Here is a 24,281-nt window from a genome sequence, read left to right on the forward strand (position 1 = left end):
GTGAAGAAAGATAGGACGATCTTTGTCTGTCAGGAGTGCGGGTACTCTTCTTATAAATGGTTTGGAAAGTGTCCATCCTGTGGTGCTTGGAACAGCATGGTTGAAGAAAGGGAAAGAACCACTCTGAAATGCACAAACAATGTGGAGTTATGCAGGCCTCTGCTTCTGTGGAACGTTGAGGAGGGCGAAAGGTTTTCCACAGGCTTTAGCCAGCTTAACAGCGCTCTTGGCGGTGGTATAGTAAAAGGTCAGGTGGTGCTTATAGCTGGTGAGCCGGGCATAGGAAAATCTACCTTACTCCTGCAGTTAGCAGAAAGATACTCAAAGAACTACGGAAAAGTGGTGTATGTTTCTGGTGAAGAGTCTGGCTCTCAGGTAGCCACGAGGGCAAAGAGGTTGAATATAGTGGGAGAGGGGTTATACATACTTCCAGAAACCAATTTGGGAAACGTGCTGAATGTTTTGGAAAATTTAAAGCCCAGCTTATTGATAGTAGATTCTATCCAGACTATCTACTCTACCGAGTTGGAATCTGCACCTGGTTCTGTTTCTCAAGTCAGAGAATGCGCCTACGCGCTTGCGCAAGCTTGCAAGAAAAAAAATATTCCTTTATTCATAGTAGGTCAGATTACTAAGGAAGGAAGTATAGCAGGTCCTAAGGTTTTGGAGCATTTGGTGGATACTGTGCTATACTTTGAGGGGGAGAGGTTTAGTTTTTACAGGGTGTTAAAGGTTGTGAAAAACCGCTTTGGTGCAAGTGGAGAGGTAGCTGTCTTTAAGATGACGGACAGAGGTTTGGAAGAGGTGCCAGAGCCTTCAGCCCTTTTTCTCCAAGAAAGGACAGGAAGTCCCGGAAGCGTAGTTTTCCCCCATGCAGAAGGAAGCAGACCTGTTCTTTTGGAAGTCCAAGCCCTAACCATAGATGCCATCTATACCACTCCACAGAGAAGGTCTCAGGGCTTTGACATAAACAGACTTGCCCTAATACTGGCAGTTCTTGAAAAGGAAGCTAAAATATTTACCAGGGATAAGGACGTTTTCATAAACGTGGTGGGGGGTATGCAAATAGTGGAGCCTGCGGGAGATTTAGCAGTAGCTTTGGCGGTTTGCTCTTCCGTAAAGAACACGCCTCTTGGAGATGTGATGGTCTTTGGGGAGTTGGGGCTTGGTGGAGAGGTAAGAGCGGTGCATTTTCCAGAGCTTAGACTCCAAGAGGGTAAAAGGTTTGGCTTTAACAAGGTGGTGCTCCCAAAAAGCTGCGCCTTTGAGATGGATGGAATGGAAATATACGGAGTGTCCCACATAAGAGAAGCCATAGACCTTTTGCTATGAAAATATTAATCGTAGAAGACGACAAACTGCTGGGGGAGAGTTTAAAGGAGTTTTTGGAGTCAGAAGGTTTTACTACAGATTGGGTTTGGGATCCAAGGGAGGTTTTAGACCTTTTAGAGGTAAGCGCCTACGATGTGATTGTGCTTGACCTTATGATGCCACACATAAGGGGGGAGGACTTAATAAAAAGGATAAGGGAAAGAAACAAAGAAACGCCCATCCTGGTTTTAACCGCAAAGCACAGGATTGAAGATAAACGCACCTGCTTTGAGCTTGGAGCAGACGATTATCTGACTAAGCCCTTTGAGATGGAAGAATTAGTCCTGAGAATAAAAGCACTTTACAGAAGGAGGAATCCGTACGATGTGATAGTGATAGGAAACGTGGAAGTTTGTCTAAGCAAAGAAGAGGTAAAGGTGGGAAATAAGGTTGTTCCTCTCAGCAGAAAAGATTGGCTTATTCTCAAGCTTTTGGTGGAAAACAGGGGCAGTTATGTGTCTCAGGAGAAGATACTTAATTACGTTTGGGGCGATGAGCCAGTGGGAGAGGATGTGGTAAGAGCTCACATAAAAAATCTCAGAAAACTTTTGCCCGAGGGGTTCATACAAACCATGAAGGGGAGAGGCTACAGGGTTGGGTGAGAGGCTAAAACTCACAATTGCCTTCGCTTTGCTTTTAACCGTAGGTTTTTTGGCACTGAATACGCTACTTTTCTTTGAACTAAAAAAGAACACAGAGGAAAGCATCTACTACAAAGCTTATGCACACTACTTACTTTACTTAATCAATCCAAGCCATAGAGGGGACGAGAACTTTATACTTTCAGAACAAATTCCAAAAGGTTTTGCCTACGCCTTTAACCATCCAAGGGAGGAGTTTAAAAATGTTTATGTGATAGTTAAAGAAAACTATCTTACAGAAACTATAAAGCCAAGTATTAAAAGGATGTTTGCTTTGCAGTTTTTTTTGATCTTCTCCCTAATAGCCCTTTACCAGATAGTTTTGGATAGGCTCTGGAAGAGAGTGGAAGAAGGAAAACAGTTCAGCAAAGCCTTAGTTCAATCTCTTACTCATAAGCTTGGAAATTTTATATCCGTTCAAAAAACTAACCTAAGCCTTCTTAAAAGGTCGTACGTACCTCAAGCCTTGGATAGGATGCAAAGGAGTATAGAAAAGCTTGAAAAGGACGTGGGTTTGATTTTAAGACTCTCACAGGAAGAGGTAGAGCCACACAGAGTTTGGACAAACCTAAGGCAAAGCTTAGAAAGTACGATAGACTTTCTGAGAGAGGACCTTGAAGGTAAAAGACTTGTTTTAAGATGCAGAAAAGACATTTATCTGCTTGCGGACCAAAGAGAGCTGGAAGACGTTCTTTACAATCTGATAAGCAACGCCATAAAGTATTCAGTTAGCTTTATAAACATAAGGGCTATGATTTACAGAGGCAGACTAATTCTGACTGTCCGGAACGATTTTTTAGACACCACTGGAAGGGGCATGGGACTTGGTCTTAAACTTTTGGAAAAACACGCCAAAAGAATGGACGCAGAGCTGACCATCAGAGTAAGACAGAAGTACAACGTGCACGTTTGCTTCAGAAGGTTTAAAGTATAATCTTACTATGAACTTTATCAGAGTGCAACTTATCTATCCGGAGGATAAGGTAAAGGAACCTTTGCTCTGTGCTCTGTGTAAGAACTTTGACGTTGTGGTGAATATAAGGACCGCCAAAGTATCTAAGGATGCTGGGATATTGACTGTGGAGATTGATGGGGAGGTGGAGGAAATAGACAGGGCCATAAGGTTCCTGCAAGAGAAGGGAGTTATAGTTGAGCCTATAGAAGGGCAGATATTCACAGAATGAAGGTCTCTGACTTAGGTGAGTTTGGACTGATAGAGCACCTTAAAGCTAAGTTTTCTTTGGCAGAAGTGGGAGATGATACAGCATGCGTAGAGCTTGCAGACTTGAAAATACTACTAACATGCGATACCCTTTTGGAAGGAAGGCACTTTTTGCCCTTTTATCCCATATCTACGGTAGGATGGAAGGCTGTTAGTGCCACGGTCAGCGACATAATAGCCAACGGGGGAAAACCTCTTTATCTACTTGTATCTCTTCTTCTTCCAGATGTGGAGTTAAAAAAAGTAGATGAGCTTTACGAAGGTATGACAAAAGCGTGTGAGTTTTACGGAACTAAAATAGTGGGGGGCAATGTGGTAAAAGCGGAGAAGCTGGGATTGGACCTTTTTGCCGTGGGACAGGCAGAAAGGTTCGTGGGCAGGAGCTCTGCAAAGGCTGGAGATGGTGTGTTCGTGAGTGGCACTTTGGGAGACTCCTTGGCTGGACTGGAGCTTCTTTTGATGGAAAGGAAAAATTACGAAGACTTTGAGCTAAGGCTTATAGAAAGACACCTAAGACCTACCGCAAGGATAGACTACCTTAGGCACATATCAAAGTATGCCAACGCAAGCATGGACATAAGCGATGGGTTAGCTTCCGACATCAGACACATGGCAAAAAGAAGCGGTTTAAGGTTTAACATCTTCAAGGAAAAGCTTCCCCTTTCAAAGGAGCTTTACGAGTTTGCAAAAAAACACGGAAAGGATCCCTACGCTTACGCCCTAAAGGGAGGGGAGGACTACCAGCTTCTGTTTACCCATCCACCGGAGAGAATGAACCCTTTTTTAGACATGAGCCAGATAGGCTACGTACAGGAAGGGGAGGGCGTTTTTGTAGATAATAAACCTTTGGAGGAGTATGGCTTTGACCACTTCAGAAGTTAAAAGCAAAGTGCTTATAGTGGAGGATGACAGGGGAGTAGGCATAAGCCTGAGGACCATTCTGGAAGAAGAAGGCTACGAGGTAGAGCTGGTAGACTGTATGAAAAAGGCAAGAGAGATAGCCCAAAGGGAATATTTTCACGCAGTTCTTTTGGACCTTTGGCTTCCCGACGGCAACGGCCTTGACTTTATAAAGGAGCTAAAAGAATACCTTCCCATGTCTCCCATAATCGTAATAACCGGACATGGAAAGACAGAGCATGCGGTAAGGTCTATAAAGGAGGGAGCCTTTGACTTTCTGGAAAAACCCTTTTCTATGGAAAAACTGCTTTTGACTTTAAGGAAAGCCCTTGAGCTTTCCTTTGCACCCTCGGAAGAAGAAGACATAGTAGGAATAAGCAAACCCATAATGGCCCTTAAGGGGCTGATAAACAAGGTGGCAAAGAGTAGCGCAAGCGTTTTGATACTCGGAGAGAGCGGCGTGGGAAAGGAGCTAGTGGCAAGGCGTATTCACAGGCTTTCCCAGAGAAAGAGCTTTATAGACCTAAACTGTGCCAACATCTCTGACGAGCTTTTTGAATCGGAGCTTTTTGGTTATGAAAAGGGAGCTTTTACCTCTGCGGTTTCAAGAAAACACGGAAAGTTGGAGCTTGCCCACGATGGAACGCTGTTTTTGGACGAGATAGGGGACCTAAGTCCCAAATCTCAGGCAAAGCTTCTGAGAGTTTTGGAAACAAAGCAGTTTAGCAGACTTGGTGGAAATCAGGTGATAACTTCAAGCTTTAGATTAATAAGCGCATCAAACAAAAACCTATCGGAAATGGTAGAAAAGGGCCTATTTAGAGAAGACCTCTATCACAGAATATCAACCATAGTCATACAGGTCCCCCCTCTTAGGGAAAGATTAGAGGATATACCGATTTTGATTGAACACTTCCTCAAAAAGTACGCCTGTAGGAAGGTATTTACTGAGGAGGCTTTAAAAGTTATAAAAAGTCAGCGCTGGAGAGGAAACGTAAGGGAGCTGAAAAACTTCGTAGAAAAGCTCTGCATACTTCACGAAGGAGAAGAGGTTTCAAAGGCTGATGTGGAAAAGTTTCTTGGAGTAGGCTACGAGGAGGACCTAAGTTTTCTGTTTTCGGAACAAGACCTGCGCACTGCCAAACAGGCTTTTGAAAAGCTGTTCATCCAAAAGAAGCTAAGAGAGTATAACAACGACGTAAAAAAAGTAGCCCAGGTTATAGGCATAGACCTTTCCAATCTATACAGAAAGATAAAGCTTTACAGAATTGAGGTTTAAAATTTAACTCATGGAATATAAAACCTTAGAGCGCTGGGACAAGGAATATTTTTGGCATCCCTTTACCCAGATGAAAGTGTACAGAGAAGAGGAGAATCTGATATTTGAAAGGGGAGAAGGAGCTTATCTATACGACGTTAAAGGTAGAAAATTTATAGATGCCATATCTTCCCTTTGGTGCAACGTCCATGGACACAACCACCCAAAGATAAATCAGGCTATTTTGGAGCAACTGAGCAAGGTTGCCCACACTACAACCCTCGGAAGCTCAAACGTGCCAGCTATCCTTCTTGCCAAAAAGCTGGTAGATATATCTCCTGAGTGTTTGACCAAAGTTTTTTACTCGGAGGATGGAGCGGAGGCGGTGGAAATAGCCATAAAACTTGCCTATCAGTATTGGAAAAACAAAGGTCAAAAAAGAAAGACATTCATAACCCTTTCCCAAGCTTATCATGGAGACACTTTGGGAGCGGTAAGCCTTGGTGGAATAGACCTATTTCATGGAACGTACAAGGACATAGTCTTTGAAACGATAAAATTACCCTCTCCTTACCTTTTCTGTAAAGAAAGATACGGAGGGCTTACAGAGGAGTGCAGAGGGGATCTTTTGGCTATGTTGGAGAGCATTCTAAAGGAAAGGGATGATGTGGTGGCGGTGAGTTTGGAAGCGGGTATTCAGGGAGCGGCTGGCATGCTTCCCTTTCCAAGGGGCTTTCTGGCTGGAGTTAGGGAGCTTACAAAAAAGTATGACGTTTTGATGATCGTGGATGAGGTAGCCACCGGCTTTGGAAGGACGGGGACCATGTTTTACTGCGAGCAAGAGCAAGTCTGCCCTGACTTTATGTGCTTAGGGAAAGGTATAACTGGGGGATATCTTCCCTTGGCTGCCACTTTGACAACAGAGGAGGTCTTTGAAGCCTTCTTAGGAGAGTTTGGTCAGATGAAGCACTTTTATCATGGACACACTTACACCGGCAACAACTTGGCTTGCGCCGCAGCTTTGGCTAACATAGAGATCTTTGAGGAAGAAAAAACTTTGGAAAAACTCAGACCAAAGATAGAGTATCTTTCGGAAAGACTAAAGGAATTTTGGGAGCTTGATTTTGTGGGAGACGTGCGTCAGCTTGGGTTTATGGCTGGAATAGAACTGGTAAAGGACAAAGAAAAGGGTATTCCTTTCCCATACGGAGAAAGAACGGGCTTTAAGGTTGCATACAAATGCAGAGAAAGGGGAGTGTTTTTAAGACCTTTGGGAGATGTGATGGTTTTGATGATGCCCTTGGTGGTAGAAAAGGAGCACATAGACCAGGTGATTGACGCTTTAAAGTGGGCTATACAGGGTTTGAAAAAATGAGAATTCTTATAAAAGGTGGTAGAATACTGGATCCATCCCAAGGTTTGGACCTTGTGGGGGACCTGCTCGTAGAGGATGGGAATATATCCGCAATAGACAAAAGTTTAGAGGTCCACCACGCTAAGGTGTTTGACGCTAAGGATCTTGTGGTTTGTCCTTCCTTTGTAGATGTACACGTGCACCTTAGGGACCCGGGGCAGACCTACAAAGAGGACATAGAAAGCGGTAGCAAGTGCGCAGTGGCTGGGGGCTTTACCACGATCCTTTGCATGCCCAACACAAAGCCAGCCATAGACTCTCCAGAGATAGCGGAGTACGTTATAAAAAAGTCCAAAGAGGTGGGACTCTGTGAGGTACTTCCCGCTGGAGCAATCACAAAAGGTAGGCAAGGTAAGGAGCTTACGGACTTTTATGCTCTCAAGATGGCAGGCTGTCCAGCCCTAACGGACGACGGTGCCCCTTTGATGGACTCAAGGCTTATGGAGATGGCTCTAAAGCTTGCAAGGCAGTTGGACCTTTTGGTGATGAACCACTGCGAAGATGACAGACTATCAAAAGGGCACATAAACGAAGGCTATGTAAGCTCTCTGCTTGGCATAGCTTACAGAAGCCCTTCCGCAGAGGACGTTTTGGTAGCAAGGGACTGCATACTGTCTTACTATACAAAGGGAAAAATGCACATCCAGCACATTTCGTCCAAGCTCTCCTTGGACATAGTCAGATATTTCAAGGAAAAGGGAGCGCCCGTTTCCTGCGAGGTAAATCCATACCACCTTCTCTTTGACGAGTTGGAGCTTTTAGATTCAGGCGCTAACGCCAAGGTAAATCCGCCTTTAAGGAGGGAACAAGACAGGCAAGCCCTGCTGGAAGGCTTAGAGGACGGAACCATAGACTGCATAGCCACAGACCATGCACCCCACGCAAAAAGAGAAAAAACCAGCTTAGAAAGTGCCATGCCAGGCATGATAGGACTTCAGACCGCTCTGCCTATGGCTTTGGAGCTTGTAAGGAAGGGTATAATAAGCCTTGAAAAGCTCGTATATCTTCTCTCTTTAAATCCCGCAAAGCTTTTGGGATTGGAAAGAGGTATTAAAGTAGGAAAGCCTGCCAACTTGGTAGTCTTTGACCCGGAGAGGGAGTGGATTTTAAACGAAGAAACTAACCTTTCAAAGTCCCAAAATACTCCACTTTGGGGAAAAGTTTTGAAGGGGAAGGTGATGCTGACCCTTTGGGAAGGTAAAGTAGTTTATAATCTTTTTGAAAGTGGTGCGTAAACTCTTTTTATTCTTTTTATCTTTTTTCGGGACGCTTTTTTTGCTTTCGGTGGTCTTTGTTATTCTGATGTCTTTCAATCTTCCCTCACCCAAAGCTCTTAAGGATTGGAAACCACCTCAGGCTACAGTGGTTTATGACTACAAAGGAAGACCCTTTGGAGATATAGCCATCCAAAGAAGGTATTATGTCCAGCTAAAAGACATACCACCGCATGTTAGGTATGCTTTCATCTCCGCAGAAGACAAGAACTTTTACAAGCATCCTGGCATTGATCCAATAGCCATAATCAGAGCCATCATAAAAAACATTTACACCAGAGAAATTAAGCAAGGCGCATCCACCATAACCCAGCAGTTGGCAAGGAACCTTTTTTTAACTCCCGAAAAAAGCCTTTCAAGAAAGATTAAAGAAGCCATACTGGCTATTAAGATAGAGAGGGAGTTTCCAAAGGACAAGATACTGGAGCTTTATTTGAATTACATCTACCTTGGACAGGGCGCTTATGGTGTGGAAGCAGCCTCAAGGGTATATTTTGGGAAATCGGTAAGAGAACTAACGGTGGACGAGGCAGCCATCCTTGCAAGCCTTCCAAAGGCTCCCACAAAATACAACCCTTTTAGAAATCCAGAGAGAATAATAGAAAGAAGAAACTATGTACTCTCAAGAATGTTAGAAGACGGCTACATAACTCAGGAAGATTTTCAGGAATATAGCCAGAAACCTATAAAGCTAAGACATGAAAACAGATATTACGGCATGGACTACTTTTTGGACTACCTAAAAGAGTATGTGGTGGAAAAATACGGTGAAGCCATACTTGCTGGAGGATACGCCATCTATACGACCATAGACAGGGACCTACAGGAGCACGCAAAAAAGGTTATGGAAAGAGGAATCTTGCGAGTAGCAAGGGCAAACGGAATTCCAGCTCTACCTGCAGATTACTACGAGGCGGAGAAGATGTATAAAGACCAGAAGGTTGAAATAAAGCCAGGCAAGGTTCTCATAGGAAAGATTAAGGACATCTCAGCAGATGAGTATCTTGTAGAAATTGGTCAAGAAGAGTTCAGGGCTAAAAAGGGAGAGCTAAACTTTGAAAAGGGCGACTATGTGTTTGTCAGATTTTACAGGGAAAAGGGAGAGCTAAAGTGGGAGGTTTTACCGGACTTGCAAGGGGCTTTGGTAGCTCTTGATGCAAGGACTGGCGCCATCAGGGCAATGGTGGGTGGATACTCTTACATGAGAAGCCCCTTCAACAGAGCGGTTTATAGCAAAAGACAGCCTGGTTCTGCCATAAAGCCCGTAATATACCTGTCTGCTCTGATGAAAGGATACACGCAAGCAAACATAATAGACGCAAGTCCTCGGAGCTTTTACGATCCATCCACCGGAAAGGACTGGACACCCAGAAACTACGAGGGAATAGAGTACGGACCAGTTTCTTTAAGGACTGCGTTAGCAAAAAGTATAAACACCGCCACGGTAAATCTTTTGGCAGAAATAGGCTTTGACCTTCCCATAGAGATTGGAAAAAGTCTTGGGCTGGATCTAAAGCCCTATTACTCAATGGCCCTTGGAAGCATAGAGGTTACACCCTTAGAGCTAACCTCTGCCTACCAAGCTTTTGCTAACCTGGGTCTAAAATGCAAACCCTACTTTATAGTGAAGATAGTTTCCTTAGATGGGGGTGTGTTGGAGGAAAATAGTCCCCAGTGTGAGCAGGTGCTTCCACCCCAGGAAACAAGGGTGCTGGTGGATATGCTAAGAGCTGTGGTTTTGGAAGGGACCGGAGCTTCTGCCTCCTCCATTCAAAGATTCGTAGCTGGTAAAACTGGAACCACCAACGACTATATGGACGCATGGTTTGTGGGCTTTACTCCACACATAGTGGCAGGCGTTTGGGTTGGGTTTGACTTAAAGAGAAGTATGGGAAAGGGAATGGCTGGCTCAAGGGTTGCCCTTCCAGTATGGATTGACTTTATGTCCTTTGCGGCTTACATGTATCCAAAGGAGGATTTTCCAACACCAGAAGGGGTAGTCTTTGTGGAATGCCCAACTTACATGGCTTTTGTTAGTGGTACGGAAGGTGTATGTGGTTCAGGAAGTCAAGAGGGAAAAGAGCAAAAGGACGAGTTAGAGGGTATAGTAGACCCAAAATTCTTGCAAGAGCAACCAGAGGTTAAGGAGGTACCCTGATGGCCCTGATAAAGCCCTACAGAAGTATATATCCCAAGATCCATCCTTCTGTGTATATGTCCGAGAACGTGGTAGTTGTGGGAGACGTGGAAATAGGCGAAGATTCAAGTCTATGGTTTGGAACAGTAGTCAGAGGAGATGTAAATTACGTACGCATAGGCAAGGGAACCAACATTCAGGATAATTCAGTGGTCCATGTAACACACGAGACCTACCCGACCATAATAGGGGATTACGTGACCGTTGGGCACAGGGTAGTGCTTCACGGGTGTAAAATAGGAAACTTTGTTTTGGTTGGTATGTCCGCTGTGGTGATGGATGGGGTAGAAGTGGAAGATTACGTGCTGATAGGTGCAGGCGCACTGCTAACACCTGGAAAGAAATTCCCATCCGGTGTTTTGGTAGCAGGCTTTCCCGCCAAGGTGGTTAGGGACTTAAAACCTGAGGAGATAGAGGCAATAAAGCAATCTGCTTACAACTATATCTCATACAAAAACGCATACTTAAATGAATCTAAAGGATCTTTTGGATGAAATAAGGTACGCATCAAAAACTGCGGTTATCGTGGTAGAAGGTAAAAGAGACAGAGAAGCTCTAAAAAAACTTGGAATAGACAACGTTATAACGATTGCTGGAAAGAGACTAACTGATCTTGCAGAAATTCTAGAAGGCAGGACCTTAGTAATACCCCTCTTTGACCTGGACACTCACGGGGAAAGGATACATCAAAAGGTAGTGGCAATTTTATCTTCACAGGGATATATTTTAAAAACTGAGTATAGGGATAAACTTAGAAAGCTTGGAATAATTTACGTGGAGGACTTGTATGAAAAAGTCAGAAGTGTTGAGAAACCTGCTGATCCAGGATAAACTCATAAAGCTCAACTTGGGCCTATTGGAAGGTCTGATAAGGGAGGTAAAGCCAGACATAGAAGAATCTAAGATAGTTGTGGAAGTATGCTTGGAAGAAGAGGAAAGACAGAATCTTTTAAAGGTTTTGACGGATTTTGAGAGAGAATTTACCGAGCTTATTAACCAATCCTTAGACTATTTGTACGATCTTTATGAGATATTTAACTTTGAAATAACTTTTCTATCAAGCCTTCCGGAGGAGTTGGAAAGAGAAATAGAAAGATTGGACACGGTTAATAGCATAAACAGCCGGCTGGAGGATATTGTGAAACTTTTGGAAAGCGTTCTAAGCATGGTAGATTGGGATGAAAAGGTAAAGGTAATCCTTACTCCGCTGAGGATATACAAGGATGTCCTTGAGCATGCTATAAGCTTTAATCAAAAGTTGGGCAGGAACCTTTTTTACGCATTCTGAAGCATCTGATAAACCTTCTTTGCCGCTTCCTGCTGAGCCTCTTTTTTATTCCTTCCACTTCCTATTGCTCTGTATTCTCTTATGGAGCACTCAACTTCAAATATCCTATCGTGCTCCTTTCCACTTACATTTACCACCCTGTAAACAGGTCTTTCCTTCCACCTACTTTGCGTAAGCTCCTGTAGAAGCGTTTTGTAGTCCTTTTTGTATAGCTCCTTCTCTATTACCTCCTTCATCCTATCTCCGTACTTACTAAAGAACAACCGCCTTAACTCGTTCATGTTTCTGCCAGAGTCAATGTAGATTGCACCCAAAAGTGCTTCAAAAAGGTCTGCTAGAACAGAACTACTGACAAACTTACTCTTGCCCGAGATCTTCACGTACTTGTGCATTTCCAATTCTTCTGATATAGAAGAGAGAAACTCTTCACTTATAAGGTAAGCCTTTGCGCTGGCCAAAACTCCTTCCTTGTAGTTGGGAAAGTTCTCCACCAAAAAATCCACCACTAAAAAATTCACTATAGAATCGCCTAAGAATTCTAAAAGTTCGTAATTTTGTCCACTGTTTTTGTACGATCTGTGGGTCAGGGCAGTTTCTAAATACTTTATGTTTTTAAAATGATAGCCTATTTTTTCTTGCAGTTCTCTATAGTCTTCTAAAGACGAGGCAGGCATTTGTGCCACCGAACCCAAAAGAATTGGAAAGGGCTACATTTACTTCCTTTTTCACTGCCACATTTGGCGTATAATCCAGATCACACTCAGGGTCTGGGTTTTCTAAGTTTATTGTGGGTGGAATTATACCCTCCTGTATGGTTTTTACTGTAGCAACTGCTTCCAAGGCTCCTGCCGCTCCCAAAAGGTGCCCCACCATGGACTTGTTTGAGCTTATCTTCAACCTGTAGGCGTGCTCCTTAAAGAGGGCTTTTATGGCAAGTGTTTCAGACTTATCATTAAGAGGAGTAGAAGTTCCGTGAGCGTTTATGTAATCCACCTCTTCTGGGGGAATACCCGCATCTTCTAAGGCAAGCTTCATGCACATGTAAGCGCCCTCTCCGTCTGCACACGGAGCGGTTATGTGGTAAGCGTCGTCTGTAGCACCATAGCCCACAAGCTCCGCATATATCTTTGCCCCCCTTGCCTTTGCGTGCTCGTATTCTTCCAAAATCAGTATGGCAGCCCCTTCTCCCATAACAAATCCGTCCCTTTCTAAGTCAAAGGGCCTTGAAGCTTTTTGAGGCTCATGGTTTCTCGTGGATAAAGCCCTCATGGAGGCAAAACCAGCCACGCCTAAGGGAGTGATCGCACTTTCACAACCCCCAGCTACCGCTATGTCTATATCACCCTTTTGTATGAGCCTAAAGGCATCTCCTATGGAGTGGTTCCCAGTAGCACAGGCGGAAACTACGCAGTAGTTGGGACCCTTTAGCCCAAACCTTATGGCTATTAGCCCACTTGCCATGTTTGATATGCCGTAAGGGATGAAGAAGGGAGATACCCTTCGCGGACCCTTTTCCATGAGAACCTTCTGCTGCTCTTCTATGTCTCTAAGCCCTCCTATGCCCGTGCCCACTATCACACCAACTCTATAGGGGTCAAACTTCTCCTCTAGTAGCCCGCTGTCCTTTAATGCTTCTTCCGCCGATGCGACCGCATACTTTATAAAGTCTGAAACCTTTTGGGCTTCCTTCTTGTCAAAATAAAGCTCTGGATTGAAATCCTTCACCTCTGCCGCTATATGAACGCTTAGCCCTATCTCTTCTGGATCAAACCTCCTTATCCTATCTACTCCGCTTACACCTGCAACTAAATTTTTCCAAAACTTATCCACACCCGTTCCTATGGGGCTTACTACCCCAAGGCCGGTAATTACAACCCTTCGGGTCAAGCCTGCACTCTCTCCTTAAGGTAGTTTATAACGTCGCCCACCGTTCTTATTTTTTCGGCGTCTTCGTCTGGTATTTCTATGCCAAACTCCTCCTCAAAGGCCATCACCAATTCTACAACATCCAAAGAGTCCGCTCCCAAATCTTGGACAAAGCTGGCTTCATTTTTAAGCTTTTCCACTTCTACACCCAACTGGTCTGCTATAATCTCCTTAATCCTACTTTCCAGGTCCATCACAAAACCTCCTTTGAGAGTGTGTATTCAATTATACCACAAAACCCAGCAGTTCTCTGAGTTTTTTAACCGGATCCTTTTCCTTCATCAGAGAGGTGCCAATCAGAAAAGCATCCACTCCTAAGGATTCAAACTCAACGATCTGTTCCCTGTTTTCTATACCACTTTCCACTACCACAAACTTTGCTCCCATCTGCTTGATCTTTGGAGCAAGTTCTTTAGAGAGGTTTAGGTCTACCCTTAGGGTTTCCAAATCTCTGTTGTTAATGCCTATGATCTTGGCTCCAGCCTTAAGAGCCCTTTCTGCCTCTTCCATACTGAAAACTTCTACCAGCGCGTCCAATTTTAAGCTTTCTGCATAAGCCAAAAGGTCTGCAAGCTGCTCGCGTTCAAGTATCCTAACAATAAGAAGGATGGCATCTGCCCCAAAGGCTTTGGCTTCCAAAACCTGCACCGGATCAAAGATAAAGTCCTTTCTCAGAACAGGTATAGAAACAGCCTTTCTTACCTCTTCTAAATCTTCCAAAGAACCGCTGAAGAACTTATCCTCCGTCAACACAGAAATGGCAGACGCTCCTCCCTCTTGGTAAAGCTTAGCCTGCTCCGCTGGAGAGACCTTCTTTATGAGTCCAGCAGAGGGAGAAGCTTTCTTTACCTCCGCTATTATCCTCGTCCTACAGTTTTTAAGCGCCTTTTCAAGGGAAAAAAATCTATCCCTCCTCCTTATCCTTTCGTGCAAAAAACTTACGTAATCTTGGTCTTTTCTTAAGATCTTTTTTTTATGAAGGAGAACTTCCTGCAGGAAGCTCAGGGATATATCCTCCGGTAATTCTTACCTTCCTTCTTGTATATTGCCTCTACGAAGAAGCCTTCTTTTTGGAGCTCATGGTATATATCCTTTGCCTTTTTTTCTCCCTTTACCGCAAGCACCACACCACACCTGGGGTCTATCTCATCCGGTATGGGTATTAGCTTTGCCCTTCCCTTCAGGTATTTTTCCGCTCTTACTCCCTCGGATATGGCTGAAAAGGTTATAAAATGGTCTGGCTTTTCAGAAAAGGGATTTATCATCATAAAAAATTGCCTTACGTGAAGTTTTACGCCTAAGGAGTGAAACTTTATCCAATACCATAAAGATGGCTCTGATGGTGTAGATGACTTCTTTATTTCAGCTATAACCTTACCGTCTTCCTTTTTTATGCTCAAAAGCTGGTTTCCAGTTTGTTTGGACCAGTTGTATATATCCCTTTCAAAACCTGGATCTGTGGATATTACCGTTATAACTTCACCTTCTTTCAATCTCCTTACTTTTTCTGATGTGATCACTATAGGCAAAGGACACATAAGACCGGATAAATCCAAAACCTTTTTTTCTTCCTTTTCCATAACCTCCATGGTTTCACCTCACACCGCAATTTTGATTTGTTCTTTGTTTAAACCAGTTTCAAAGCCCGATATGTAAAGACTAAGTAATCTTGCGCACTGGATTAACTCTTTTTTAAGAGACTCGTCCATTAGCTCCGCAGGATGACTAACGTAGAAAATCACAAGTGCCCTTCCATGCTCCAACTTTACAGGCACAGAAAGTGCCATTTTATCGTAATCTACTAGCACCTCTTCAGTGGAATTATCGTTCAACTCTAGCACCTTAATTGCCTTTAGATTATACATTTCCTTAATCTCGGTAAGATACTCCTCTGGTGTCCCCTTGTCAAGCAATTTGAGTATCTCCATTAGCTTTTCCTTCTCCTTTTTTTCCTTTTCAAGGGAAAGTAAATCACGCTGGATTGAGCTGTAGGCACTTTTTAGTTTGACGATATATTTTCTCTCTTTTTGAAGACTTCTAAGAAGGTCAATGGAGGATGGGGATAAAGCTAAAGCAAGAACTAAGGGCGAAAATACAAGTCCCTTAAGCCCAAGGCTAAACCAGAGTAAGATCACAGCAGAGGGGACTGAAATTAACACCGATGTTAAACTTTTTGGAAAGGTATAAAGAGCTGGCACGAGTATTGAAAAGGCGCTCATAGGCTCCTTTGATAGAAAGACCAGGGGAAAGATAAAAAAATAGTCAAAATAGTAGTTTATTTTTTTTAACCTCCAGGAGTAGAAGTGGGCAATCAAGGAGAGAGTTATATACATCGCAGAAAGGACTATCATAACTGCTTTTGTATTGTAGTCTGAAACATAAAACAGAGCGTAGGTTGTAAAAAAACAAAATAGTAAAAATCTTAAACCAGTTATCAGAAACAACTTGTTATTTAGCACGATTTTAATATTATAGACTTATGGAGAGAAAAGTAAACATAAGTCTAATTTTGGAAAGTTTTCACAATTTAGAGAAGGCTTACGCAGACCTGAAAAAGCTTATTTCAATAGGTAAGGATGAGTTTGTGAATAACAAACTTGTCTGGGATAAAGTTAGAGTGGATTTTAACTTAGCCTTTGAGAGTTGCATGAGGCCATGCAGACATCTTTCTGTAGTTTATGGTTTAAAAACCACATCAAAGGACTGTTTGGTGAAGTTGGGTGAGTACTTAGGTTTTGAATATTTGGAAAACCTTCAAAATATCACAGATTTTTACTTTAAATACAGGGACCTAAAGGAAACGATGAACCCAGAAGAGCTGTATAACTTTTTAGAAAAAAACCTTCACGTGTTTAAGGAATACGCAAGGGCAGTGGTGGAGCACATAAAGGCAACTACAGGAAACGTGCTGTTGATAGACTTTGACCTTCTAAAGGAAAGGGCAAAGAATGTTAAGGACTCTGTTAAGAAGATAAACTTCGTGCTTTCGGTAGGATTGGAGAACTTTAAAAGAAAACCTATGTATTACGATAGAGTAAAGTATTTTTATCATGTAGCTTACGATTCTCTCTTTGACATATGCAAACACTTAGCACCAAAATTTGGAATAAAGAAGTTTGGGGATGACTGTCTTCTGAAAATGCTAGAGCACAGAATAATTTCGGAGGAACACAGGGATGTAATTATTAAGATGATAAAGCTTAAGAACAAGTTAATAAGTACATTTGATATACCTCAGGAAGAACTATACAGGGATTTAGGTGAACTAAAAGACCAGTTTGAACCAATTATGAAAGAGATATCCGCTTCTCTTAAAAACCTGATAGAAAAAGTTTCCTTAAGTCAAAAAAAACACCTAAAAAACAACCAAGAGAAAGAAAAGGACCAAAGGGAATAGCAAAGCTTGCACTTTTGTTTTTTATCATGATGGGAAGGGCGTAAGCCAACCCAATAACACTTCCAAGAAAAACCGCACTAATCACGCCCCATACACCAGCCACGGACCCTATAAAAGCCATCAGCTCTACGTCCCCAAAACCCAATCCTTCCATCTTTCTTATCTTTGTGTAGTAAAGGTATATAAGCAAGAAAGGCAAAGCACCAGATATTGCTCCTACAAAGCTTTCAAAAAGGCTAAAGTCAGGTCTAAAAACAGAAGTTATAAAGCCAAAAAGAACACCACCAAGTATTATTGGCTCTGGCATGCTGAAAGTATCCCAGTCTATCATGCTAAGAACAAGAAGTGCGGAAAAGAAGACATAAAAGACTAAGGCGGATAAACTGGTTCCCCAATTGTAATAACAAGCTACAGCCAAAAACCCACTTGCTACTTCAACTAAGGGATATCTCAAAGGTATTTTACTTTTGCAGTTTCTACATTTACCTTGCAGGACTATGTAAGAAACAATCGGTATGTTGTCATACCATTTTATGGGACTTTGACACTTTGGGCAGTGGGAGGGAGGACTGACGATAGATAAACCTCTTGGAATCCGATATATCAAAACATTGTAAAAACTTCCAAGCACTGAGCCAATCACAAAAAGAAGAACGTAGACCACAACTTTATTTTAAAATATTATTACAGCACCCATGGAAATCATAGATATCCCGATAGAAGAAGAAGTAAAGCAGTCTTACATAGACTACGCAATGTCTGTTATTGTGGGGAGGGCAATACCGGATGTTAGGGATGGGCTAAAGCCTGTTCAAAGGCGCATTCTGTATGCTATGTATGACATGGGGCTATTGCCTGATAAGAATTTTGTAAAAAGTGCAAGGATCGTTGGCACAGTTTTGGGATATTTTCATCCTCACGGTGATCAGGCAGTTTACGAAGCTCTTGTGAGAATGGCCCAGGACTTTGTTATGAACTATCCACTTATAGTAGGGCAGGGGAACTTTGGTTCCATTGACGGCGATCCACCCGCCGCAATGAGATACACGGAAGCCAAACTATCCAAGTATGCCCTTTTGATGCTTGAGGACATAGACAAGGATACAGTGGATTTTGTGCCGAACTTTGACGGTTCTGCGTTAGAGCCTCAGGTTTTGCCTTCTAAGTTTCCGAACCTTCTTTGTAATGGCACTTCCGGCATAGCCGTAGGTTTGGCTACCTCCATACCACCTCATAACCTAAAAGAGGTTGCCAAAGCTTTGATCCTTGTGGCCCAAAACCCAGATGTAGAGACAGAGCAAATAATGGAATACCTAAAAGGTCCTGACTTCCCCACGGGGGGAATAGTTGAGAACTATCAAGAGCTTATAGAGTTCTACAAAAGGGGTAAAGGACAGGTCAGAATTAGGGCAAAGGCGCACATAGAAAAGGTTTCTGGTGGTAGGGAGCAAATAGTCATAACAGAAATACCCTATCAGGTGAATAAGTCGGAGCTAATAAAAAGGATGGCAGAATTGGTAAAGGAAGGAAGGTTAAAAGAGATATCGGACATAAGGGATGAATCAGACAAGGAAGGTCTCAGAATTGTAGTTGAACTCAAAAGGGAAGCAAAAGGTTCTGAAGTCCTGGAAAAGCTTTATAGATACACACAGCTTAGAAGAAACTTTCCCATAAACTTTGTGGTCCTCATAGACGGGGAACCAAGGCAGGTGGGGATAAAGGTATTACTTCAGGAGTTTATACGCCACAGACTGGAAGTCATATACAGAAGGTCAAAGTATTACTTAAAAAAGGCAGAGGAAAGACTCCACATAGTCAATGGTTTGATGATAGCCCTTTCTAATTTGGATCAAGTTATTCAGGATATTAGAACTTCCAAGGACGGAGTGGAGGCAAAAGAAAAGCTTATGAAAAATTATTCACTAACTGAAGTGCAGGCAAACGCAGTGCTGGAACTCAGACTCCAGAGACTTACTTCCTTGGAAAGAAAGAAGTTAGAGGAAGAGGAAAAGGAATTAAGAGAAAAGATAGCCTACTACAGAAAACTGGTGGAGAGTGAGGAGGAGCGAGTAAAGCTCTTCATTGAGGAGACTTCCAAATTGGCTGAGTCTTTCCCAACAATCAGAAGGACGTTCGTGGAAGGAGTAGGTCAGGAGTCTAAGACAGGCAGTATAACAGTGGTAATATTCTCAGACGGAAGGGTACTACCTTTGGAAAACATAAAGAGCGGGGAAGTGATAAACGTGCTGGAGGTACCCTTTGACGATGGGTTGTTTATGGTGTCTAACAGGGGCAAGGTGTACTGGATAGCAGGAGTTCAGGCTTTGCAGGGTAGCAGGGTGTCCTTCAAAGAGCCAGAAGAGAGAGTTATAGGTGCCTTTGTAAGATCCCAAGCCATGGACAGGCTACTTCTCGCTACAAGCAAAGGATACATAAAGAAAATACCCTTGGTAGACTTTGAATACAAGGCTCAAGGAATAAGTGTGATAAAGCTAACGGACGATCAGGGAGAGGTGGTAAGGCTCATCCAATCTCCGGAAGAGGGAGAAGTTCTTTTCTTCACTAAGGAAGGGAAGGTGTTGAGGTTTCCAATCTTGGAAGTTTCTCCTACCACTGTGGGATCCAAAGGAGTGGCTGGCATAAAGGTTGAAAGGGATGATGAAGTGGTGGGCCTAAGGGTCATAAGAGACGAGGACTTCTTGCTATTGATAACAGACAAGGGCAGGATAAAAAAGATAGAGGCAAGCAGGATACCAACCAAGAGTAGGGCAAGCAAGGGTGTAGGAGTCTTGGTTTTAATAAAAGAGGAGCTGGTAGATGTTATACCTGTAAAGAAAGAGGAGGAGATTGAAATTATGCTTGTTACTGCTGAGGGCTCTGTGTTTTACGACAGATTAAAGGAGGAAGAAATTCCAACGGGTAAATTTACACGAAGGTGGGGCATAGAAGGAGACAGATTAGTTAAAGTTGTTATAAAGAAACGTTTATAATAATTCCTTTGAGGAGGAAAAGATGATAAGCGCAGAGTTGGTAAAACAGCTAAGAGAAATAACCGGTGCGGGAATGTTGGAGTGTAAAAAAGCCTTGGAAGAAGCTCAAGGAGATATAGAAAAGGCCAAAGAAATACTTCGGATAAGAGGTCTTGCCAAGGCTGAAAAGAAGGCAGGAAGAGAGACAAAGGAAGGCATAATACAAACCTTTGTATCTGAAGACAGAAAGACAGGGGTGATAATAGAGCTAAACTGCGAAACAGACTTTGTGGCAAAGAACGAAAAGTTCGTAGAGCTGGCTCTTAACCTGGCAAAGCACATAGCAAGCCTTCCTGAAAATGCCAACAAATCGGGAACCTTTGAAGATATTAGCCAGCAGACTTTCTTCGCCGACCCTTCCCAAAAGCTGGAAGAAGTTGTAAAGTCAGCCATATCAAAAATAGGAGAGAACATAAAGCTAAGTAGGTGGGTAAGGTTTGATGCGGAAGGCTACGTGCATGCTTACGTGCATGGAATAGGTAGAGTAGGTGTCCTGATGGAGTATAAAGCGGATAGTCTTTCGGACGACATTTTGAGGCTTGCTCAGGATATTGTCCTTCAGATTGCGGCTATGAAGCCTGAATTCGTCAGCGTAGAGTCTGTCCCTTCGGAGGTGTTGGAAAGGGAAAGAAGAATATTGGCGGAGCAAACACGCCAAGAAGGAAAGCCAGAGAACATAATAGAGAAGATCGTGGAAGGTAAGCTCAAAAAGTTTTACCAAGAGAAAGTCCTCCTTGAACAGCCCTTCATAAAGGATGAGAAAAAAACAGTAAAGCAGTACATCTCAGAAACTGGTCTAAGCTTTGAGGTGGTGAGGTTTGCAAGGTTTGAAGTGGGCTCTGCTTGATGGATCCCATATATAACAGAATCCTCTTAAAGCTGTCTGGAGAAGCCTTTGCAGGAAGTCAAAACTACGGTATAGATCCAAATTTTCTGGAGTATATAACGGTAGAGATAAGCGATTTGGTAAAGGCTGGAGTTCAGGTAGCAGTTGTCATAGGGGGTGGAAACATATTCAGGGGAATACAAGGTCTGGAAATAGGTATAGATAGAGCCACTGGAGATTACATGGGGATGCTTGCTACTGTGATAAACGCTTTGGCCTTGCAATCTGCTTTGGAAAAGCTTGCAGGCATACCAACTAGGGTGCTGTCTGCTTTGGAGATAAGACAGGTTGCAGAACCTTACATCAGAAGAAGGGCCATAAGGCACTTAGAAAAAGGGAGGGTAGTTATCTTTGCCGCAGGCACAGGCAATCCTTTCTTTTCTACAGACACCGCCGGAGCACTCAGAGCGGTTGAGATCTCAGCCCAGCTTTTTATAAAAGCAACCAAGGTTGACGGCATATACACCGATGATCCTTTGAAAAATCCACAAGCAAAGTTCATAGACCAAATATCCTACCTTGACGCTATAAACATGGGACTAAGGATCATGGATCACACCGCTTTAACATTGTGTATGGAAAACAAGCTTCCCATCCTTGTGCTAAACATTAACAAACCCGGCAACCTTTTAAGGGCTGTTATGGGTGAAAAGGTCGGTTCCTTGGTTAAGTAAGCTTTCTACCTCTGCTCTTACCTCTTGCACCACATCCTCCAGGCTTTTACCTTCTGGATAAACCGGCTTTCCAAAGACTACTTTTATCTTTGTAGGTTTTGGAAATCTATCTCTTATGGACATAGACTGATAGGTGCCAACTATTGCTGTCGGAACAACTGGAACGTTTAACACACTGCTTAGAATAGCAAAGCCCTTTTTAAAAGGAAGAAGTCTTCCGTCCCTTGTCCTTGCACCTTCCGGAAAGATTACCACTACTCTTTGAGTTTTCAAAAGCCATGCGGTCTTTTCCACAGACTCTTTAACCTTTTTCTGAAGGTCTATGGGCACCACATGTGCTAACTTTCCAAAAGTTGAGCTTATTGGATTTCTGAAATACTCTTCCGCTCCCAAAAAGTAGGTCTTACTTGCAATAGAGTGGGGTAGGGCACTTGCCAATACAAAACCATCCAAATAACTTGCGTGGTTTGGAGCGATTATAAAGGGTGGTTCGGGCAGGTTTTCCAATCCATAAACTTCCAGCCTGTTGTAAAGTCTGAAGAAAAGTTTCAGCAAAAAAAGACCTAAATTAAACACAGTGTGGTTGTGATAAGGAATGTAAGGGCTTGCGGACTTTATTATTTTCTCCCAATTTATCTCTTGTGGTTCAAACTTCTGCCTCTTTTCCTTTACAAGATTTTCAAGCTCTTTTACAGTGGGATGGAGAGAGAGATCTTCTTCCCTTAAGGAAACTCCAAAGCTTGATTCTAAGAAGGCTAAAAGTTCTACCTTTGCCAAAGAGTCCAAGCCAAGGTCAAGCTCTATGTGTTCAAAACCTTTTACTTCTTTCCCGGAGAGCTTAGAAAGAAAGCTTGCTATTACCTTGCCCTCTTCTTCTAAAACTACCGTCGGTTCTTCCCTTTTCTTTTCTGTCTTTTCCAAGTTTCTGTATATTTCTGGGATCATAAACCTTCTTAGCTTTCCAAGACGGGTTTTTGGCAGTTCTTCAGAAGTCAGCTTAAAACCTTTTATCCTCTTCCAGTCGGGAAGCTCTCTATTGACTCTATCCACCACTTCCCACTTTACGTATTCCTCAAGGTTCAGTATTTTCAGCTCCTTTGCCTTTTCAAAATCAGGATGAATCAAGGCATGAAGGCTCCCATCCACTTCCAGAACGCAAACCTCTTTAATAACAGGACTTCTTTTGGATATTAGTAATTCCAACTCCTCTGGGTTTACGTTTTTGCCTCCAGACAAGACTATAACCTCTTTTTTCCTTCCTGTTATGTATAGATAACCTTCCTGGTCTACGTATCCTAAGTCTCCGGTCAGAAGCCAACCTTGTTTGAAGGCTTTTTTAGTTTCCTCCTCCTTTTTATAGTAGCCCTGCATAACGTTTGCACCCTTTACCATAATTTCACCATCTTGATCTACCTTAACCTGAACTCCCTCTATAGGCAAACCTACTGAACCAAGCTTTATTTTGTCTGGAGGATTAAAACTAACTATAGGAGAGGTTTCCGTCAGGCCGTATCCTTCAAGGACCAAAAAACCCAAATTATCAAAGAACTTGGCAGTTTCTAAGGGAAGCTTTGCGCCACCGCTTACCATATACTTTAACCTTCCACCAAAGGTCTGATGGACCTTTTTAAAAATCAACTTTCTTAGCTTTCTGCCCAAAACTGGACTAACTCTAAGTAGGACCTTAGCCAAAGCGTTTTGTTCTATTTTTTCTTTAATCCTTTGGTGTAAAAGTTGATACAGCCTTGGCACTCCTATTAGTATGCTGATAGGATGCTTTTGCAAGGTTTGCATCAGAGCTTCAGAGCTCAGCTTTTCTAAAAAGACTATAGTAGCACCCAAGTATATGGGCAAAAGCACAGAAACCACCAAAGGGTAAGAATGGTGGAAGGGAAGAATAGCCAAAGTGCTGTCTTCCTTTGAGGCTACCTTCAGGTGCTCTACGCCGAGGATGTTTGAAACAATGTTTTTAAAACTTAGCATTACACCCTTTGGCTCTCCGGTGGTGCCAGAGGTGTAAAGGATCAACGCGGTATCGTGAAAGTGTCTGCGCATAACATGTTCAATGGGCTTTGGTGGTACAGCTCTGTCTAAGTTTATTACCTTAGTGTTTAAGTTTAAAGAAAGGAGAGCTTCCTTTAGGTGTTCTTCTGTTTTTTCGGAACACACCACCACACTGGGAGTTGTCTCCCTTAGTATGTATTCAAGGTCTTTTTTAGAGGACATAAAGTCTATTGGCACCCCTATCCCACCCCTCTGCCAAAGGGCATAAAGGGCATATATCCACTCGGGCCTGTTCTCTGCAAGGATAACCACCCTATCACCCGGTAGAATGTCCATATAATTGGCATACTCTTTTGTCTTTTCTATTAATTCAGAGTAGGATATTTCTTTCTCTTTGTATACAAGGGCAGTTTTTTTAAAATCCTTTGGTATTGGTAAAACGAGCTTGTTCTCTAAGTCTATCTGCATTAAGATTTTTCTTCTTCTTTTTCTTTGTGATACCCGCTTATGTATTCTTTCAAAAGCGTAATTCGTGTGTTTGCATCAACCTTTAAAGAAACTGTTTTGTCTCCAATTTCCACCACCGTTCCTATTATTCCCGAAGAGGTTACTACCCTATCCCCTTTCTTTAGCTTGGAGAGAAACTCCTGATGCTTTTTTCTTGCTTTTTGCTGTGGTCTTATAAGAAGAAAGTAAAACAAGGCAAACAGAAAGGCAAAGAAAAACAGCTGAAAAAGTAGTGCAGACCAAGGGCTTGAACCATGGGGGGCAGAACCTTGAGCAAAGGCAAACTCTATCAT

At 42.8% G+C, this 24,281-nt stretch carries 25 protein-coding genes; 16 read left to right on the forward strand and 9 right to left on the reverse strand.

The genetic code is table 11. The features are described 5' to 3' along the window. Genes radA through V7P40_RS02705 form a run of 12 tightly spaced genes read left to right on the forward strand, consistent with a single transcriptional unit; the run spans position 1 to position 11,565 of the window. On the forward strand, positions 1 to 1,332 hold the full coding sequence (gene radA, locus V7P40_RS02650; RefSeq protein ID WP_333784425.1) for a DNA repair protein RadA: 1,332 nt from the start codon (positions 1 to 3) through the stop codon (positions 1,330 to 1,332). Then, a complete protein-coding gene (locus V7P40_RS02655) occupies positions 1,329 to 1,973 on the forward strand; it encodes a response regulator transcription factor (protein ID WP_333784426.1) in 645 nt (214 codons plus the stop codon). Before radA ends, V7P40_RS02655 begins: the two co-directional genes overlap by 4 nt. Continuing rightward, positions 1,966 to 2,946, forward strand: a complete 981-nt coding sequence (locus V7P40_RS02660) for a HAMP domain-containing sensor histidine kinase (RefSeq protein WP_333784427.1) — start codon at positions 1,966 to 1,968, stop codon at positions 2,944 to 2,946. The genes V7P40_RS02655 and V7P40_RS02660 overlap by 8 nt, the downstream gene beginning before the upstream one ends. Positions 2,947 to 2,953: 7 nt before the next feature. Next, positions 2,954 to 3,196, forward strand: a complete 243-nt coding sequence (locus V7P40_RS02665; RefSeq protein WP_333784428.1) for an NIL domain-containing protein — start codon at positions 2,954 to 2,956, stop codon at positions 3,194 to 3,196. Further along, positions 3,193 to 4,116 (forward strand): thiamine-phosphate kinase, encoded by a 924-nt coding sequence (thiL, locus tag V7P40_RS02670; protein WP_333784429.1) that lies wholly within the window; start codon positions 3,193 to 3,195, stop codon positions 4,114 to 4,116. Before V7P40_RS02665 ends, thiL begins: the two co-directional genes overlap by 4 nt. Further along, a complete protein-coding gene (locus tag V7P40_RS02675; RefSeq protein ID WP_333784430.1) occupies positions 4,091 to 5,413 on the forward strand; it encodes a sigma-54 dependent transcriptional regulator in 1,323 nt (440 codons plus the stop codon). The genes thiL and V7P40_RS02675 overlap by 26 nt, the downstream gene beginning before the upstream one ends. 10 nt (positions 5,414 to 5,423) lie before the next feature. Further along, positions 5,424 to 6,767, forward strand: coding sequence for an adenosylmethionine--8-amino-7-oxononanoate transaminase (bioA, locus tag V7P40_RS02680; RefSeq protein WP_333784431.1), 1,344 nt, complete (start codon positions 5,424 to 5,426; stop codon positions 6,765 to 6,767). Next, positions 6,764 to 8,041 (forward strand): dihydroorotase, encoded by a 1,278-nt coding sequence (locus V7P40_RS02685; protein ID WP_333784432.1) that lies wholly within the window; start codon positions 6,764 to 6,766, stop codon positions 8,039 to 8,041. The genes bioA and V7P40_RS02685 overlap by 4 nt, the downstream gene beginning before the upstream one ends. Continuing rightward, the gene (locus tag V7P40_RS02690; RefSeq protein WP_333784433.1) at positions 8,034 to 10,238 is read left to right on the forward strand and encodes a PBP1A family penicillin-binding protein; all 2,205 of its coding nucleotides are present in this window, start codon (positions 8,034 to 8,036) and stop codon (positions 10,236 to 10,238) included. Before V7P40_RS02685 ends, V7P40_RS02690 begins: the two co-directional genes overlap by 8 nt. Further along, the gene (locus tag V7P40_RS02695; protein WP_333784434.1) at positions 10,238 to 10,771 is read left to right on the forward strand and encodes a gamma carbonic anhydrase family protein; all 534 of its coding nucleotides are present in this window, start codon (positions 10,238 to 10,240) and stop codon (positions 10,769 to 10,771) included. Before V7P40_RS02690 ends, V7P40_RS02695 begins: the two co-directional genes overlap by 1 nt. Beyond that, the gene (locus V7P40_RS02700) at positions 10,746 to 11,108 is read left to right on the forward strand and encodes a toprim domain-containing protein (protein ID WP_333784435.1); all 363 of its coding nucleotides are present in this window, start codon (positions 10,746 to 10,748) and stop codon (positions 11,106 to 11,108) included. The genes V7P40_RS02695 and V7P40_RS02700 overlap by 26 nt, the downstream gene beginning before the upstream one ends. After that, positions 11,065 to 11,565: a hypothetical protein gene (locus tag V7P40_RS02705; protein ID WP_333784436.1), complete on the forward strand. Its 501-nt coding sequence runs from the start codon at positions 11,065 to 11,067 to the stop codon at positions 11,563 to 11,565. Before V7P40_RS02700 ends, V7P40_RS02705 begins: the two co-directional genes overlap by 44 nt. On the opposite strand, the gene rnc is transcribed toward V7P40_RS02705, so the two are convergent. Genes rnc through V7P40_RS02735 form a run of 6 tightly spaced genes read right to left on the reverse strand, consistent with a single transcriptional unit; the run spans position 11,553 to position 15,950 of the window. After that, entirely contained in the window at positions 11,553 to 12,239 is a 687-nt protein-coding gene (gene rnc / locus V7P40_RS02710) for a ribonuclease III (RefSeq protein ID WP_333784437.1), read from the reverse strand. The two genes, V7P40_RS02705 and rnc, sit on opposite strands and share 13 nt — an antisense overlap. Beyond that, positions 12,211 to 13,452, reverse strand: coding sequence for a beta-ketoacyl-ACP synthase II (gene fabF, locus V7P40_RS02715; protein ID WP_333784438.1), 1,242 nt, complete (start codon positions 13,450 to 13,452; stop codon positions 12,211 to 12,213). Before fabF ends, rnc begins: the two co-directional genes overlap by 29 nt. Further along, positions 13,449 to 13,685 carry an acyl carrier protein gene (gene acpP, locus V7P40_RS02720; RefSeq protein ID WP_333784439.1) on the reverse strand — a complete coding sequence of 79 codons (237 nt, stop codon included), beginning with the start codon at positions 13,683 to 13,685 and terminating at the stop codon, positions 13,449 to 13,451. The genes fabF and acpP overlap by 4 nt, the downstream gene beginning before the upstream one ends. Positions 13,686 to 13,716: 31 nt before the next feature. After that, positions 13,717 to 14,502, reverse strand: a complete 786-nt coding sequence (gene trpC / locus V7P40_RS02725) for an indole-3-glycerol phosphate synthase TrpC (RefSeq protein ID WP_333784524.1) — start codon at positions 14,500 to 14,502, stop codon at positions 13,717 to 13,719. Continuing rightward, entirely contained in the window at positions 14,493 to 15,080 is a 588-nt protein-coding gene (locus V7P40_RS02730; protein ID WP_333784440.1) for a sulfurtransferase TusA family protein, read from the reverse strand. Before V7P40_RS02730 ends, trpC begins: the two co-directional genes overlap by 10 nt. Positions 15,081 to 15,089: 9 nt before the next feature. Next, positions 15,090 to 15,950: a hypothetical protein gene (locus V7P40_RS02735; RefSeq protein ID WP_333784441.1), complete on the reverse strand. Its 861-nt coding sequence runs from the start codon at positions 15,948 to 15,950 to the stop codon at positions 15,090 to 15,092. Between the two features lie 20 nt (positions 15,951 to 15,970). Between V7P40_RS02735 and V7P40_RS02740 the strand changes: the two genes are divergently transcribed. Then, entirely contained in the window at positions 15,971 to 16,888 is a 918-nt protein-coding gene (locus tag V7P40_RS02740) for a DUF86 domain-containing protein (protein ID WP_333784442.1), read from the forward strand. On the opposite strand, the gene V7P40_RS02745 is transcribed toward V7P40_RS02740, so the two are convergent. Further along, positions 16,803 to 17,552: a prepilin peptidase gene (locus V7P40_RS02745; RefSeq protein WP_333784443.1), complete on the reverse strand. Its 750-nt coding sequence runs from the start codon at positions 17,550 to 17,552 to the stop codon at positions 16,803 to 16,805. The two genes, V7P40_RS02740 and V7P40_RS02745, sit on opposite strands and share 86 nt — an antisense overlap. 31 nt (positions 17,553 to 17,583) lie before the next feature. Between V7P40_RS02745 and V7P40_RS02750 the strand changes: the two genes are divergently transcribed. The 3 genes from V7P40_RS02750 to pyrH are packed head-to-tail and all read left to right on the forward strand — an operon-like array spanning position 17,584 to position 21,477. Further along, on the forward strand, positions 17,584 to 19,878 hold the full coding sequence (locus V7P40_RS02750; RefSeq protein WP_333784444.1) for a DNA topoisomerase (ATP-hydrolyzing): 2,295 nt from the start codon (positions 17,584 to 17,586) through the stop codon (positions 19,876 to 19,878). A gap of 22 nt (positions 19,879 to 19,900) precedes the next feature. Beyond that, complete coding sequence (tsf, locus tag V7P40_RS02755) at positions 19,901 to 20,764, forward strand: translation elongation factor Ts (protein WP_333784445.1); 864 nt, start codon at positions 19,901 to 19,903, stop codon at positions 20,762 to 20,764. Next, positions 20,764 to 21,477 (forward strand): UMP kinase, encoded by a 714-nt coding sequence (gene pyrH / locus V7P40_RS02760; RefSeq protein ID WP_333784446.1) that lies wholly within the window; start codon positions 20,764 to 20,766, stop codon positions 21,475 to 21,477. Before tsf ends, pyrH begins: the two co-directional genes overlap by 1 nt. On the opposite strand, the gene V7P40_RS02765 is transcribed toward pyrH, so the two are convergent. Both V7P40_RS02765 and yajC read right to left on the reverse strand, forming a co-directional pair. Continuing rightward, positions 21,433 to 23,949 (reverse strand): AMP-binding protein, encoded by a 2,517-nt coding sequence (locus V7P40_RS02765; protein WP_333784447.1) that lies wholly within the window; start codon positions 23,947 to 23,949, stop codon positions 21,433 to 21,435. The two genes, pyrH and V7P40_RS02765, sit on opposite strands and share 45 nt — an antisense overlap. Further along, the gene (gene yajC / locus V7P40_RS02770) at positions 23,949 to 24,281 is read right to left on the reverse strand and encodes a preprotein translocase subunit YajC (RefSeq protein WP_333784448.1); all 333 of its coding nucleotides are present in this window, start codon (positions 24,279 to 24,281) and stop codon (positions 23,949 to 23,951) included. The genes V7P40_RS02765 and yajC overlap by 1 nt, the downstream gene beginning before the upstream one ends.

Source organism: Thermocrinis sp. (assembly GCF_036781485.1).
GTDB lineage: Bacteria > Aquificota > Aquificia > Aquificales > Aquificaceae > Thermocrinis.